We start from the raw sequence: 14,462 nt of genomic DNA, 5'->3' as shown, positions 1-14,462 counted from the left end.
AGGTCTGATCAAAAGATGCGCGCAGATGCGCGCCAGGGATCAGACCTCGGGTGGTCTCAAGAGAGAGGCTGGCCCCGTGGAACCCAACGCGGCAGCGTGGAACAGCTCCCAACGCCCAGCGACCGGCGCAACATCTGCAACTATGACGGGCTGCGACGGGAGATCTGTCGACTGATGCGCGGCATGTGCAGCAATGTGCATCATGTCTGCCAGGTCAGGCTGGTCCTTCGACTCATGCCGGTCATGGTGATGATCGTGATCGGCGACGCTGGACGCGACCTGCTGGGCCGCATGCGCCTGAGGTAGGGTGTCATGCCAAGTGGTCAGCAGGGTCACACCCAACAAAGCGAGCAGGCCGCACAGCGTCGACACGCGCCGACGCCATATAAGCGCCGTGCTGTTACGCCGGGATGAGTGCAATGCTCGCATGGCGCGCACGCTATCTTCGTCACATGCGCTCGGCAAGCCGGATCGACCGAAAGAACGAGTCATGATCTTGGCCAATGCTGATGAAGATCGTCGATCACATAGGCGTGGCCAGCGCTTTGGCCATGCTTGTCCCGAAGGTGGGGATGGTCTGCATCAAGATCGACGTGATCATGCGGAAGTTCGTCAGGATCCGCGCTCGGCCACAGCAAATAAGCAGCGATCACACCAAAATGCGCGATGATCGACATGGCAATGAACGTCATTACCTGATTTTCTCTCGCGCCAAGCTGGCCAGCAAGCGGATAGCAGATCAACCAGCTTCCGTGGCTCAGGGCGAACTGCGCCGCAAAGAGTGCAGGCCGATCTTCCGCATTGGCCGACCTTTTCAGTAGCCGCCCCGACGGGGTGACACTCATCGAATAGGCCATACCCAGGACAAACCAACCCGCGAGCAGTATGGACCAATAGTTGGAAGAACTGCCGAACCAGTGCGTGAGGGCACCCATGATCGCAAGCCCCCAAGCCAGCACTGCTGCGGCAGTGATCATGATCGAGCGGTCGGATATGCGGTCGAGAATACGGGGCAACCCCAGCGCAGCGAGGATAGAGCCTCCACCAAAGGCTGCCAGCGTGAAGGCAACGTCCCGCTGGCCAAGGCCAAGCTGGTCCCGCACAATGACAACAGTGTTGACGATCACCATCGAACTCGCCGCCGCCGAAGCAAAGGTCAAAGCGAGAAGGCCGCGCAGCCGTGGCGTCTTGAGGTAAATCCGCATGCCCCTGGTGGTCTTGGCATAAATGCCAGTGCGCACCTCCTTACGGTTGAGCGCTCGAGGCAAGGTGGTCGACAGGACCAGAATGGCCGAACCGACGAAACCGACCGCCGTGCCCGAGAATAACCAGTGGAAGTTGATGACAGTCAGCAAGGCAGCCGCGAGCATCGGGCTCGTCAGGCTTTCCATATCATAAGCCAGCCGCGACAGGGCGAGCGCCTTGGTATAGTCGCGCTCTTCCGGCAGGACATCGGGAATGGTCGCCTGAAAAGTGGGCGTGAACGCTGCCGATGCAGACTGAAGCACGAAGATCAGGACGTAGATCTGCCAGATCTCGCTGACGAACGGCAGGCAGATCGCGACGGCGGCGCGCAGCACATCCATCGTGACGAGAAAGGCGCGACGCGGCAGCCTGTCGGCAAAGGCGCCTACGACGGGAGCCACACCAATATAGGCGATCATCTTGATGGCCAGCGCGGTCCCCAGCACTGCGCCTGCCGATCCGCCGGCAATGTCATAGGCGAGCAGCCCCAGCGCGACCGTAGCCAGCCCGGTTCCGACCAAAGCCACCACCTGCGCCAGGAACAGGTGACGGTATGTCCGATTGCTCAACACCGAAAGCATTGCATGACCTCATCACGAATCATCCTCCCCGGGGGGATATGAATGAGGCTTGCAGTATCCCCCCGGGGAGGATACTGCAAGCCTCATTCTTGGAGTCGATTCTGCATGGCCGATCATCAGCACGAGACGCATCCTGCGATCATAAAGCGATTGAACCGTGCTGGCGGCCACCTGCGCAGCATCGTAACAATGATCGAAGAAGGACGTCCCTGCGTCGAGATCGCCCAGCAGTTGCAAGCGGTCGAAAGTGCGATCGTCAACGCCAAGAAGACCCTGATCAACGATCATATCGATCATTGTCTCAGCCATAGCCAAGACAGCGGCGGCGTCTCCAAGGCCGTTGAAGAATTCCGGGCAATCTCACGATATCTGTAACGCCATTTCTGTTATAGGCCTCCGAGCGCAACCCGAACTGAGCATGTGAGCCAAGGCGACATGACACAGCTGATCCGCTGCATAATGCTGACAGTTCTGGCGATCCTCGCTCAAGGAGCGGCTGGAGCCGCCCTGCCGCACGCGCCGCTTCAGGGACATCATTACGAATATACCCATACCGATCCAGTAGGTAAGGCGCACACTGAGCCGGCGGATCTGGTTGATGGGCAGACGGACGAACTTCCTGACGGTTCTCACCGTCACACCGGTCATCACACGCACGGATCAGCAGACGACGTCAGGATAGCTGGTGTAGGCGACCGGCACCGCCGTATTCTCAAGCGTCAGTTCCGTCGGTCTGATGACCAACAGCTGACGATCGTCCCCTCCCCTCCGCTGCTAGAGCCGCCCTCCGCCTGATGCCGCAGCGCCCTTTTCGCAGGGCGCCCGACCTTCCGATTGGTCTGACCTGCCAGTCTGACAGCGGCTGTGATGCTTTACGTCCGCCGCTGCCTTCGGCACGTTCGAAAGGCATCTTCTGTGGTAACACCGCATTCTGGCGGGCGTCCTTTGCGTCCGCACCCACCTGCTATCGTGCTCGGGCTCGATAGCGCGATCAATCTCAGCATCATCCGTGAACTCGGCCAAAAGGACGTGCCGGTCATCGGCGTCGGTACGGCCGCAACCTCAATGGCTGCAGCCTCACGACATTGCTCGCAAGCCATCATCCGTCCGGCCGGGCCAATCATGTCCTGGATGCCCGACATCGTACGTCGCACGGGCGCGATGGCACTATTTGCTGTGTCCGAAACCGATTTGCTGCAACTGGCGTCAGGACCAAAGTACATCGGCAAGTGCCAGGTTCTGACGCCCCGCTTGGAGCAATTGCAGCGGGCGCTCAGCAAGAGCGACACACTGAGCGCAGCCAGAAAGCTCGGGTTCGACGTGCCGCAGACATGGCAACCTCGAGCCGGCGAAGATTTCGCCGCGCGGATCGCTGAGCAGACCTTCCCCGCTATCGCCAAGTGGGACAACCCAAATGACATCCTCCCCCTTCTCGAAGAGGCTGGCCTCAAATGGGAGAAGGCAGAGTTCGTCAGCAATGCCGGCCAACTCGACCGCTTGCTTGATCGCTTCCAAACAATAGGCCGCTGGCCCCTGATCCAGTCCTATTGCGATGGCGTGGGGCTTGGCCAAATGCTCTACATGAGGCGTGATCGCGCGACCCTGCGCTTTCAGCATGTGCGCCTTCATGAATGGCCGCCAGAAGGCGGGGTGTCGACGCTCTGCTACAACGAGCCACTCCATCAGCATCAAGCCCAGATGAAATTGTCGGAGCGCCTGCTTCAGGAATTGGAGTGGGAGGGCCCCGCCATGGTCGAGTATCGCTATGACGCGGCACGGAAGCGCTATTGGCTCATGGAAGTAAACGGCCGCTATTGGGGCAGCCTCCCGCTCACTCGCCATTGTGACACCCTCTTCGCCTGGGAAGCCTATCGACGTTCGGTCCTGGGCCAGGTCGTTGACGCGCCGGTGGGCCGGCAAGACATAATTCAGGCACGCTATATGATTCCGGAAACCAAGCGGCTCATGCGCCTGCTCATCAGGCGCTCTCGCGTTAATGAGCGCGTCGCTGAATATAGCCGCCTGCAGGAGCTGCGATCCTACCTCGCGGACTTCGTGCGCCCGAACATGCGCTACTACGTCTTTGACAAGGACGATACCGGCCCATTCTATCAAGACATCCGCAACATGGTCGGGAAGATTTTCAAGGGGGGCCGTCATGACCCTCGTTGAAAAACAGAAGGTCAACGTGCGTCCTGATCGGCTTGAACAGCAACCGGTCAGCGGCCCGTTCAGAAACAGGCTGAAGGAACTCGACGCCCTGCGCGGGATCGCGGCGATCAGCGTGATGCTGTTCCACTACACCTCGATCTATCCCGACTTCTTTCCCGAGCGCCGCAGCATCGGCGTGAGGTTCGATGCCGGAGGCTATGGCGTCTTCCTGTTCTTCGGCATCTCCGGTTTCGTGATCAGTCGCACGCTGGAAAACACCGTGGGCATCGCCGACTTCACCATCAAGCGTGTTGCCCGGCTCTTCCCAGCCTATTGGGCGGCGGTGCTGATCACGACGCTGGTCGTGCAATGGAGCGGGACCGAACGGCTACAGGCGGAATTCGAAACGGTCATGATCAACCTAACCATGTTGCAAGGCTTCTTCTTCGTCCCGTCTGTAGATGGCGTGTACTGGACGCTGACCGTCGAGCTCGCCTTCTACATATGCGCGGCCCTCGCATGGATGGCGCGCAAGCGGGTGCGCATCGAGTACCTGCTTGCTGGTTGGATGGCAGTTGGCGCGATCGCCTCCGTCTCCGAGATAGCGCCGTATCGGGTACAGATGCTCCTGGTGAACCAATACAGCCCGTTCTTCGCCATTGGTGTGCTCACCTACAGAGCGTGGTCAGCACAACGGCGCTATCTCGACCAACTTCCCTATTTCGCGATGGCGCTGGCGATACTGGGCTTCAATGGCGGCGCCGCCTTCCTGATCGCCGGGGTCGGAATTCAGGTGATGCTCTGGCTGGCCATCAACGGCCGCCTGTCCGCGATCACTCATCCTATTCTGCTGTATCTCGGCGCTCTCAGCTACCCGCTGTATCTCATCCACCATCACGCCGGCTTCGTGCTGCTCCGGGCAATCGACCGCGCACAGATAGGCCCCTTCGCGGGGGTCATCGTCACGTCGGCAACGATGCTTGGTCTGGCAGCCCTCCTGCACCACAGCATCGAGGCACCTGCGGAGCGGGCCATCCGAACATGGTGGCTCAGGCGCCTTAGCCCCCAGCCAGTCTGATCGAGCTTCCTCTTCGGTCGCCATCCGCGCGGCCATCTGCACATCATGAAAGACCCAATATGCTCTTTGGCAACACCGTGGCCCTCGGCCCCATTTTCCCTGTCGATCTCGAGCGCCTGTTCCGCTGGATGGACAATGCCGACGACGCTCGCCTGAATGAACCCTACCGACCGCTTAACTGGCAGCATCAGGAAGCATTCTGGCTAAATGCCGATCAGGACGCCTCACGCGTCTTCTTCGCTATTCGCGTGCAGGACGCTCCGCACATTGTGGGATTCATCCAAATCCACAAAATCCACGCCATCCATCGATCGGCCCTTATCGGCATCCGCATCGGTGAGGTCGAAGACCGCGGCAAAGGCTTGGCAGCAGACGCGATGGCAGTCGCCATTGAATATTGCTGGCGTGATCTCAACCTGAGCAGGCTCGAACTGAACGTCTTCGCCCATAACGAACCCGCACGGCGGCTGTACCATCGGCTGGGTTTTGTCGAAGAGGGCACCTCACGCAACGCGCTCTTCATGGGCGGGAACTGGATCGATGTGGTGAACATGGCGCTGATGCGACCAGATCGCGTCGCCCCTGAGGGTTAGGCATTCATGCCCGGTTAGGGCGGATTTGTTAGGAACAGCAATCCCGCAAGAAATTGAGACCATGAAACCGACGATCTTACTGACCGCCTTGGCCCTATGCTTGTCCGCATGCGGTCCCGTCCATCCCAGATGGAAGAACGAAAGCTCCCATGACATCCGGGTGACCTATTTCAAAGGCACGGCGCACTACGGGGTACTCATCAAGCAGGGTCGGGAAAATGTGCCGGTCGCACCTTTCGACTTCCAATCGGTTGAACGGATCGAAATCGAAGATAGTGGCCAGATACAGCGGCTAACGAAAGCCGCTGTATCGCAGATGCACACCGAGTGCGGCCATGGCTATTCCTGCCGCATTCGATACGGAGACGATCACCAGTTGAAGGTCGCGCCTGGCTAACAGCTTCCGCTTGCCACCCATCGCACCGACGACATCAGCCGAAAGGCTGGTCAGTCGTCGGTGCGATCATTCGTCAGGCCCTTTGCGCGCAGCTTGGACAGGCGCTGCGGTAAATCCGCAGCAACCTTACGCGCCTCGCCCGGGCGCAGATTGCGCCAACGACGCACTTCCTCACGAGAACGGCCGCAACCGCGGCACCAGCCGGACGAGGCGTCGAAACCACAAAGGTCAATGCAAGGCGAGCGCACAAATCATTCCACTGAATTTGATTGAATACCATACCCCCCTACCCTATAGAGCATCATCCTACCAGCAGCAATTTGCTGCATGACACTGAGGCTACCGAGGGAAAAATGGCCCACATCAATGAAAACCGAGACGCGCTACTCGGGCGAATCAAGCGCATCGCGGGCCAGGTTGGCGCAGTAGAGCGCGCGCTTGGCGGCAATGCGAATTGCACCGAAGTCCTCCATCTGGTCGCAGCCGTTCGCGGCGCCGTGAATGGCCTTCTCGATGAGATCATCGTCGAACATCTGGAGGCCCATGTCGCACGCGACGGTCTGTCGCCCGAAGAACGCCAGCAAGGCGCAGAGGACCTCGTCACGATCATCCGGAGGTACAGCAAGTGAGTACCAAGACCGCCGTGCTGGCCGACACCGGCCACCTGACGCACGAACATATGTTCCTGGCCGCCAGCCATGACGACAATGCCCGCCGGACACTCTGGGTCGTGGTGCTCACCGCCCTCATGATGGTGGCAGAGATTGTCGCTGGTTACACTACTGGATCGATGGCCCTACTGGCTGACGGCTTCCATATGGCCACCCATGCCGGAGCGCTTGGTGTTGCAGCCGCGGCTTATGCCTACGCGAAACGCAATGCTCATAACGGCGACTTCAGCTTCGGCACCGGGAAAGTCGGGGATCTCGCCGGCTTCGCATCGGCCCTCGTCCTGGGCATCATCGCCCTCGCTATCGGCGTTGAGTCCGTCATGCGGCTGTTTGAGCCTATCAACGTCGCCTTCGCGGAAGCCACATGGATCGCAATCCTCGGACTGCTCGTGAACATAGCGTCGGCCTTCCTTCTATCTGGTGGTCATGGGCACGACCATGGTCATCACCATGATCACGGGCATCACCATGGTCACAGCCATGGTGGCGACAACAATCTGCGTTCTGCCTACATGCATGTTCTGGCCGATGCCCTGACATCGGTGTTGGCGATCGCCGCACTTCTGGCCGGTCGCTATCTGGGCTGGGTATGGATGGATCCCATCATGGGCATTGTCGGTGCCGTTGTGATTGCACGCTGGTCATGGTCACTGATGCGCGACACGGCCGCCATTCTCCTGGATCGCACCGATCGCCACGTGGCCGATGAAGTCCGCGAGTTGGTCGAGACGACTGGCGATGCCCGGATCACGGATCTGCACGTGTGGAAGATCGGCCCTGAAGCACACTCCGCGATCGTCGGCGTGTCTGCCCATCCGGGTGTAGATGCGACGGAAATCCGGCGGCGCCTGGTGCCCGTTCACGAGCTCCAGCACCTTACCGTCGAAGTCGCGACAGTGGCATAACCGACAGGAATATCGCGATTTATCCCACATTTTCTCGAATCGTGGAAATGTGGGATAAATTTTTAGGAACACGCGATCGGAATATCCATAACCACGGGCCCAGACAGAAAGCCTTCACAAGAGTCGCGGTTCACTCTGACTGTTCCAAATGGCTTGGGTCGGCAGGAGAGGAAGAGATAAAAAGAACGTAGGAACTTTGTGCGCGCTCCACGGCGACAAAGGAAATTCATCCATTGGACGCCTCGCCACAATAGATCTGTCCATGGTTCAAAATGCTGAAACATCCCTTCGCTCTTGTGAAATCAACCGGCAAGGTCGTTCACATCGATGACGCTTCTAAAACCCAAGCGCCATTTATCTGCGCCGGCTGCCAATCCGAAATGCGCCACGTTGCAGAAACCGTCCCGCATACCCGTAAGGGTAGCGACAAAATCATAACTCGGCGCGGTCACTTTGCACATGTTTCGCATGACGAATGCACATCCGGCCTCGAAACAAGCCTTCACCTGTGGTCGAAGATGGTAATCGAAGAGGCCCGTACTGTCGGACTTCCTCTGCACCATGTCGAATATCTGGACATAGCACGCGACTTTGAGACGGAGTGGAAATACCATGCCGTTACGTTGGAAGAGTGGCAGGACGGCATCAGGCCTGACATCGTATTATATCATCCCGATGGACGCCTGAATGTCGAGATCAAGGTTTACCACGCGGTTGACGAAGCCAAGGCAGAGCTTCTCCGCCAGCGTATCCAGTCATGCATCGAGATCGACGTCGCTGACTATGATTTCGAGACAACTTCGGGCCAAGATCTGCGACAGGCGATCCTTTCCGATGCCCCCCGCGTCTGGATCGCGCATCAGTTGGAGCCCGAACGCATTGCCCTTCTCAAGGAAGAAAGAAGGCAAATCATCACCAACGAAGGCAATCGACTGCGCGACCTGATAGAAAACATTCCCCATCGGATAAAAAGTGAGACCCGCAAGCAGCACGAAGCTGAAATTACGTACTACGGAACTGGAGCTTTTGTCGGCAGAACGATACCCGGTGAGCACTGGTTCTCTGCGCCTGCCCGAAATTGGCAGCACGTAACCCTTCGCGATTTTCTCCGGTCCAAACCGGATGAAAATGGCGATATCCTATACGACAGACCACCCAACATTTACCTCTCCCGTACCCGGGCAGACCAACCACAAAATTCAGTTCCTCCCGTACGCCACCCATTTTTGAATGCTGAGCTTCCAAGCCCATATGAAGTTGACCCGGATGTGCTTGAAGCTGCCGGCATCAGCCGTAAAGAATATGGGACACCTAATCAGGCAGTCGCAACCTACATGCGAATGCTATGCGACGAGCCAGATATAGAAGACGCACATCCTGTCCGTCGTCGGAACATTTGGCACAACTCGCGGCGTAAATTAACGGAGTGCGGGCCTCGTCTTGGGGTTAATATTAGGCGGCGAGCTTGCGGTGCAGCAAGCGCCGATGTTCGATGGTCTGTCGCTTGATCCTTTCACGCTGTTTGATGATGGCTGGCGCCCTGCCGAAGTAGGCGTCGGCGGGCGTTACGTTGTTCAGGCTCTCGTGGTAACGCTGGTTGTTGTAGAGCTCGACGAAGGCCTTGATCTGGGCCTCAAGGTCGCCGGGTAGGAAGTAGTTTTCCAGCAGGATGCGATTCTTGAGGGTCTGATGCCAGCGTTCGATCTTGCCTTGGGTCTGGGGATGCATCGGAGCGCCGCGCACATGGCTCATCTTGTTGGCCTCGATGTATTCGGCCAACTCGCCGGCAATATAGCTCGGGCCATTATCCGACAGCAGCCGAGGCTTGTGCAGCACGGTGGCGCTGTCGCAGCCGGAAGCCTTAAGGGCGAGGTCCAGCGTGTCGGTGACATCCTCGGCCCGCATATTGGTGCACAGCTTCCAGGCGATGATGTAGCGCGAGAAGTCGTCGAGCACGGTCGACAGGTACATCCAGCCCCACCCGATGATCTTGAAGTAGGTGAAGTCGGTTTGCCACATCTCGTTCACCCGGGTGGTCTTGGTGTGGAACGCATCGGCCGCCTTGATCACGACATAGGCGGGACTGGTGATCAGATCATGGGCCTTCAACAGACGGTAAACCGTGGCTTCTGACACGAAGTACCGTTTCTCGTCGGTGAAGCGCACCGCCAGTTCGCGCGGCGACAACTCGCTGTAATCCAGCGCCATCTCGACGATCTGATGCTGGATATCGTCGCCGATGCGGTTCCACACCCGGCTCGGTGCCGATGGTCGATCTTCCAGCGCCTCTGGCCCGCCTTCGACGAAGCGATCATACCAGCGATAGAAGGTCCGACGGGCAATGCCGAGTTGGTCCAGCGTATGCTTGGCGGGCAGGTGCGACTGCTCGACGATCCGAATGATCTCGAGCTTCTCGGACGCGGGATACCTCATTCGTCGTCGCCCCCATCCGCGATCATGCTTTTTTTAAGCAGCCGGTTTTCCAGCGTCAGATCGGCCACGCATTCCTTCAGGTTCCGGGCTTCGCGACGCAGATCCTGCACTTCGCCGGTGGTTGCGGCCCGTGCCGTATCACCAGCCAGACGGCGCTTGCCCGCTTCCATGAACTCCTTCGACCAGGTGTAGTACAGGCTTTGAGCAATGCCTTCCTTGCGGCACAGCTCGGCGATGCTGTCCTCGCCGCGCAGGCCATCCAGCACGATCCGGATCTTGTCCTCAGCCGAGAAGTGCCGACGGGTCGCACGCCGGATATCCTTCACCACCCGCTCAGCAGGAGCCTTCGTCACCGATTTCTTCAAGGAGGGTTTGGGCTTCATCTTCGTTCCTTCGTCACTACGACGAAGCCCAAACCCTCCTTAATTTACAACCTCAAATCTGTGCCATTGGTGCTGACGCCGGACACCCTACCCTACCACTGCGTTCCCGCCACAGGAGGAAGCGGCCCCGGGCTCTTCCTCCCCAGAGACTCCAAAAGGTCGATTTCGATCGTCCTACACATCGTTGATAGCGGCACGTCATGGACGGTGTTGGCAAACGGGTCCGTCAGATCCTGCCCGATCCGCAACGCAGCCAGGAAGATCATCCCGATCAAGGTCGATCCTATCGGTGTGTAGAGATCCAGCGTCTCTACCAACGAGATCGGTAACAGCACGCAGAACAGCCGCGTGAAGAAGTTCGGCATGAACTCGAAGCCGCTGGGCAGCGGCGTGTTCTTGATCCGCTCCATGCCACCCTGGGCATTGGCGATGTCGATCATCACTCGTTCGAACAGGGACTGCTGGATGGTGTCGATCTTCCCATCAGCCCGCGCTCCAGACACGATGCGAGACATGTCCTCGAGCAACGCATTGGGGCGGTTCGTACGCTCGGCAGCCACTTCGGCGGCCTCCTTGCCCGCCAGCCGCTCAATATCCTCTGTCGGATCCTGCCCCCGCAGCCGGCACCGCATCGCGTGCGCGAAAGAGATCTGCCGCAGCACAATAGCTTCCGCTTCCGGGCCAGCCGGCAATACATTGCGACACAAACGGGCGATGCTGCGCGATGCGTTGATCAAAGCGCCCCATAAGGTGCGCGCCTCCCACCAGCGGGCGTAAGCGGCGTTCGTCCGGAACCCGAGAAACAAGGCGATGGCCGTGCCGAACAGCGCGACCGGCAGCGCGGGCTCCTTGATCGGCATGAACCGATGGAAAATGGTGACCGCCACATCCCAAGCGAACAGGATGGTCAGCGGCTTCCAGATTTCGAGTATGATCTGCTGCAGGCGGGGACGCGCTCCGACGATCATCGCGGTGCTCCATTGTCTATGATGTGAGAAGTGTAGCGCCCAATTCTTAAAATCAGGGGGCCACCAAGGATTCAGGCTGACGAGCGCCTGTTCGGTTCAGGATGTCGAAATTGCCCTCGGCAAAAAAGCCGATATGCACCGGCTCGGGCGATAGGTTGTTCCAAGACCATTCGTACAAGCTGCCATGCTGGGGGCGTAATTCCCCGCGCTGAGCGCCCGATGCAATTGTGTCGGCAAGAATTGAACCTTGGTGCCCATCTTCCAGGCGAAGGCGATAGCGGACCTTTGCGCCGCGACTTTCGCTTACGAACCGTACGGTTCCCTCCCCGGCCACATAGGCTGCTACCCGCTGCGTTTCCCCCGGCTGGATCGTGAAGTGCATACGCTTCGTGGCGGGTGGATCATTAAGTGGTGCGTGCAGTCCGCCGGACATCGCCCACACTCCCACCACAGCGAGAGCGACGCATATCAATATGCCTGTCCCGACAAAGATGGCGTCGAATTTTCCGATCCTCACGTCGCGTCTCGATGGCGACCCGCATCCTGTTCAAGCACGGACCGGATCCCGATATGCCAGAAGCCGCAGCGCGTTGATGACCACCAGCAAGGTGGATCCCTCGTGAAGGGCGACAGCCGGTCCGATGCCAAGACCCAGGATGGTCGCCGGTACGAGGAAGGCGACGACACCCAGGCTGACGAACACATTCTGCCTGATAACCCAGCGCGTGCTCCGGCTGAGGCCCACCGCAAACGGCAGGTGCGACAGATTGTCGGCCATGAGCGCCACATCGGCTGTCTCCAAAGCAACATCTGAGCCGGCCGCGCCCATGGCGATACCCACGGTTGCGGTCGCCATCGCTGGCGCGTCGTTCACGCCGTCACCGACCATGGCGACCTTGGTTTCGGCACGCAGCTTCTTGATGGCCTCGACCTTGTCTTCAGGCATGAGATCGCCCCAGGCTTCATCGATCCCGACCTGCTTGCCTATGGCATCAGCCACACGCTGGTGATCGCCCGAGATCATGATCATCCGCTTGATACCGATCTCGCGCAGGCGTTCCAGCGCCGCGCGGGCTGCTTCGCGCGGCGTATCCAGAAGACCGATAGCCCCCATATCCCGCGAGCCGCTGCGCACGACCATGCTGGTCTGTCCTGCCTCCCGCAGCGTCTTGATCGCAGCATCCATCTCGGTGGACAGCGGGGCGATGCCGTCGCTGCGGAACATCTCGGCCTTGCCAATGAGAACTTCGTCCTCACCGACAAGAGCCGAGATGCCGCGACCCGTGAGGCTTTTCAGATTTTCAGCCTCCGGAACTGGATGATCGCCAATATGCTCGCGCCCATCTCGCGCAATTGCCTGGGCCAAGGGATGGTCGCTGAGGCTTTCTACAGCCACCGCCAGCGCCATCAGTTCTTCCCTGGTGACGCCAGGCGCCGGGATGATCTGCTGGATGCGCGGCTCGCCCATCGTCAGCGTGCCGGTCTTGTCGAACGCGATGGCATCGAGCGATCCCAGCAATTCGAGCGGCGCACCGCCCTTTACCAGGACGCCGCCCCGCGCGGCACGGGCGACACCCGACAGCACGGCGCTCGGCGTCGCGATGGCCAGCGCGCAGGGGCTGGCGGCCACAAGGACGGCCATCGCCCTATAGAAACTGTCGCGGAATGGCTCATCGACGACGACCCATGCGAATAGAAGCAGGAATGCCAAGACAAGAACGGCAGGCACGAAGAAGCGCTCGAAGCGATCAGTGAACCGCTGGGTCGGCGACTTCTGCGTCTCCGCCTCGCTGACCATCTTCACGACCTTGGCGAGCGTGCTCTCGTTCGATAGGCGCGTGACTTCGATCTCGATGAGGCCGCTGCCGTTGATCGTGCCGGCGAAGACCCTGCTGGCTGCAGCGACGCGATCAGGATTGGCCCGAGCAGAGTCCGCGCTTTCGACCGGCTCCTTGTCGACCGGGATGCTTTCGCCAGTGACAGGCGCTTGATTGACCGCAGAATTGCCCTTGATGACGAAGCCATCGGCGGCGATGCGCTCGTCCGGCTTGATGATGACGACATCACCAAGGACCAGTTCCTCGACCGGCACGACACTGGAGCCACCATCCATGCGCCGAACGGTGGCCGTTCGCGGCGCCAACTCGGCCAGAGCTTCGATCGCACGCTTGGCGCGGCCCATGGCGTAATGCTCGAGTGCATGCCCCAAACTGAAGAGAAACAGCAACAAGGCACCTTCGGCCCAAGCGCCTAGCGCCGCCGCACCAGCGGCTGCCACCAGCATCAGTGTATCGATCTCGAAGCGCTTCTGGCGCAGATTTTCGATAGCCTCACGCACGGTGTAGAAGCCGCCGAACACATAAGCCGCGATGAAGAGAGCGAACGGCACCCAGGCGGGGGCCGTCACGAACGTCTCGATGAGGTAGCCCACCCCCAGCGCGCCGCCGCAGGCAAGAGCGAAGATCAGCTCGGTGTTGGGCCCAAGCAGTCCGCCATGCCCATGATCGTGGTCGTGCTTCTCGACAGCCGGGTGATCGTGATCCTTGTCGTGGTCGTGCGCCACGGGCTTCTTTCCGGAAGCCGCGAGTGCCTTGGGTGTTACACCGGCATCGCGAAGCCCCGTGAGAATGCCATCCTCCGACGTGATCGTGCGATCAAACTCAACCCGCACCGTCCCGGGAAGAATGGCCTCGGCTTCGAGCACGCCTGGCAGCGCGCGAAGCGTTTCGCCAATAGACCTGGCACGCCTTTGATGGCCAATGCCGTCGACCTCCCACACCGCATGGCCGATGCGCTCTGCGATCTGCGTCCCCGCCGCCTTCGCCAGCTCCCGGATACGAGGAAGAGAGATCGCGTCCGGATCATAGTGGATGCACAGCTGCGGCAGTGTGCCGGCTGGTTCCTTCGTGACATGCACTTCAGAAACACCGGGACGGCTTTCGATCAAGGATATCAGGCGCGAAACGCAGCCATCAGCCGTGTCGGTGACTTCGGGGAGCAGCAGGGGGACATCAAGGCGGAGTTTTTGAATCATGACCATCATCCTGGTTGGGACAC

The 14,462-nt window shown here is 59.6% G+C and carries 16 protein-coding genes; 10 read left to right on the top strand and 6 right to left on the bottom strand.

Going from position 1 to position 14,462, the window contains the following annotated elements; translation table 11 throughout:
* Window positions 1-96: 96 nt before the first annotated feature.
* Entirely contained in the window at window positions 97-306 is a 210-nt protein-coding gene (locus tag HH800_RS01500; protein ID WP_125999564.1) for a hypothetical protein, read from the top strand.
* 182 nt (window positions 307-488) lie between these two features.
* Here HH800_RS01500 and HH800_RS01495 read toward each other — a convergent pair whose 3' ends face one another.
* Complete coding sequence (locus tag HH800_RS01495) at window positions 489-1,826, bottom strand: MFS transporter (protein ID WP_004210815.1); 1,338 nt, start codon at window positions 1,824-1,826, stop codon at window positions 489-491.
* Between the two features lie 105 nt (window positions 1,827-1,931).
* On the opposite strand from HH800_RS01495, the gene HH800_RS01490 reads away from it, so the two are divergent.
* The 6 genes from HH800_RS01490 to HH800_RS01465 all read left to right on the top strand — a co-directional run bounded on the left by HH800_RS01490 (window position 1,932) and on the right by HH800_RS01465 (window position 6,045).
* Complete coding sequence (locus HH800_RS01490) at window positions 1,932-2,201, top strand: metal-sensing transcriptional repressor (RefSeq protein WP_009821105.1); 270 nt, start codon at window positions 1,932-1,934, stop codon at window positions 2,199-2,201.
* 60 nt (window positions 2,202-2,261) lie between these two features.
* Window positions 2,262-2,621 (top strand): hypothetical protein, encoded by a 360-nt coding sequence (locus tag HH800_RS01485; RefSeq protein ID WP_125999565.1) that lies wholly within the window; start codon window positions 2,262-2,264, stop codon window positions 2,619-2,621.
* A gap of 174 nt (window positions 2,622-2,795) precedes the next feature.
* Window positions 2,796-3,998 (top strand): carboxylate--amine ligase, encoded by a 1,203-nt coding sequence (locus HH800_RS01480; protein ID WP_009821103.1) that lies wholly within the window; start codon window positions 2,796-2,798, stop codon window positions 3,996-3,998.
* Complete coding sequence (locus tag HH800_RS01475; protein WP_009821102.1) at window positions 3,985-5,055, top strand: acyltransferase family protein; 1,071 nt, start codon at window positions 3,985-3,987, stop codon at window positions 5,053-5,055. Before HH800_RS01480 ends, HH800_RS01475 begins: the two co-directional genes overlap by 14 nt.
* Before the next feature lie 59 nt (window positions 5,056-5,114).
* Window positions 5,115-5,648, top strand: coding sequence for a GNAT family N-acetyltransferase (locus HH800_RS01470; protein WP_009821101.1), 534 nt, complete (start codon window positions 5,115-5,117; stop codon window positions 5,646-5,648).
* Between the two features lie 61 nt (window positions 5,649-5,709).
* Window positions 5,710-6,045 (top strand): hypothetical protein, encoded by a 336-nt coding sequence (locus HH800_RS01465; RefSeq protein ID WP_004210810.1) that lies wholly within the window; start codon window positions 5,710-5,712, stop codon window positions 6,043-6,045.
* A gap of 50 nt (window positions 6,046-6,095) precedes the next feature.
* Here the strand turns inward: HH800_RS01465 and HH800_RS01460 are convergent, their stop codons facing one another.
* Entirely contained in the window at window positions 6,096-6,293 is a 198-nt protein-coding gene (locus HH800_RS01460) for a DUF1289 domain-containing protein (RefSeq protein WP_037480019.1), read from the bottom strand.
* 105 nt (window positions 6,294-6,398) lie between these two features.
* Between HH800_RS01460 and HH800_RS01455 the strand changes: the two genes are divergently transcribed.
* The 3 genes from HH800_RS01455 to HH800_RS01445 all read left to right on the top strand — a co-directional run bounded on the left by HH800_RS01455 (window position 6,399) and on the right by HH800_RS01445 (window position 9,129).
* Window positions 6,399-6,674 (top strand): metal/formaldehyde-sensitive transcriptional repressor, encoded by a 276-nt coding sequence (locus HH800_RS01455; RefSeq protein WP_004210808.1) that lies wholly within the window; start codon window positions 6,399-6,401, stop codon window positions 6,672-6,674.
* A gap of 50 nt (window positions 6,675-6,724) precedes the next feature.
* Window positions 6,725-7,621 (top strand): CDF family Co(II)/Ni(II) efflux transporter DmeF, encoded by an 897-nt coding sequence (dmeF, locus tag HH800_RS01450; protein WP_052027850.1) that lies wholly within the window; start codon window positions 6,725-6,727, stop codon window positions 7,619-7,621.
* A 272-nt stretch (window positions 7,622-7,893) separates the two neighbouring features.
* Window positions 7,894-9,129 carry a hypothetical protein gene (locus tag HH800_RS01445; RefSeq protein ID WP_169859985.1) on the top strand — a complete coding sequence of 412 codons (1,236 nt, stop codon included), beginning with the start codon at window positions 7,894-7,896 and terminating at the stop codon, window positions 9,127-9,129.
* Here HH800_RS01445 and HH800_RS01440 read toward each other — a convergent pair.
* The 4 genes from HH800_RS01440 to HH800_RS01425 form a co-directional block, all read right to left on the bottom strand.
* Window positions 9,074-10,437 (bottom strand): IS3 family transposase gene (locus tag HH800_RS01440; protein WP_169859984.1). Its coding sequence is split into 2 segments (ribosomal slippage): window positions 9,074-10,089 and window positions 10,089-10,437, totalling 1,365 coding nucleotides; the frame shifts between segments, so codons are not numbered across the junction. The two genes, HH800_RS01445 and HH800_RS01440, sit on opposite strands and share 56 nt — an antisense overlap.
* A gap of 92 nt (window positions 10,438-10,529) precedes the next feature.
* Window positions 10,530-11,405: a bestrophin family protein gene (locus HH800_RS01435; protein ID WP_037510716.1), complete on the bottom strand. Its 876-nt coding sequence runs from the start codon at window positions 11,403-11,405 to the stop codon at window positions 10,530-10,532.
* A gap of 52 nt (window positions 11,406-11,457) precedes the next feature.
* Window positions 11,458-11,838 carry a hypothetical protein gene (locus HH800_RS01430; RefSeq protein ID WP_228223024.1) on the bottom strand — a complete coding sequence of 127 codons (381 nt, stop codon included), beginning with the start codon at window positions 11,836-11,838 and terminating at the stop codon, window positions 11,458-11,460.
* A 114-nt stretch (window positions 11,839-11,952) separates the two neighbouring features.
* A complete protein-coding gene (locus tag HH800_RS01425) occupies window positions 11,953-14,439 on the bottom strand; it encodes a heavy metal translocating P-type ATPase (protein ID WP_169859983.1) in 2,487 nt (828 codons plus the stop codon).
* Window positions 14,440-14,462: the final 23 nt, after the last annotated feature.

The sequence above is a fragment of the Sphingobium yanoikuyae genome, from assembly GCF_013001025.1.
In the GTDB taxonomy this organism is placed as follows: Bacteria; Pseudomonadota; Alphaproteobacteria; order Sphingomonadales; family Sphingomonadaceae; genus Sphingobium; species Sphingobium yanoikuyae_A.
Note: the sequence above shows the minus strand (reverse complement) of the source record. Positions and strands in the feature narration are given on the sequence as shown.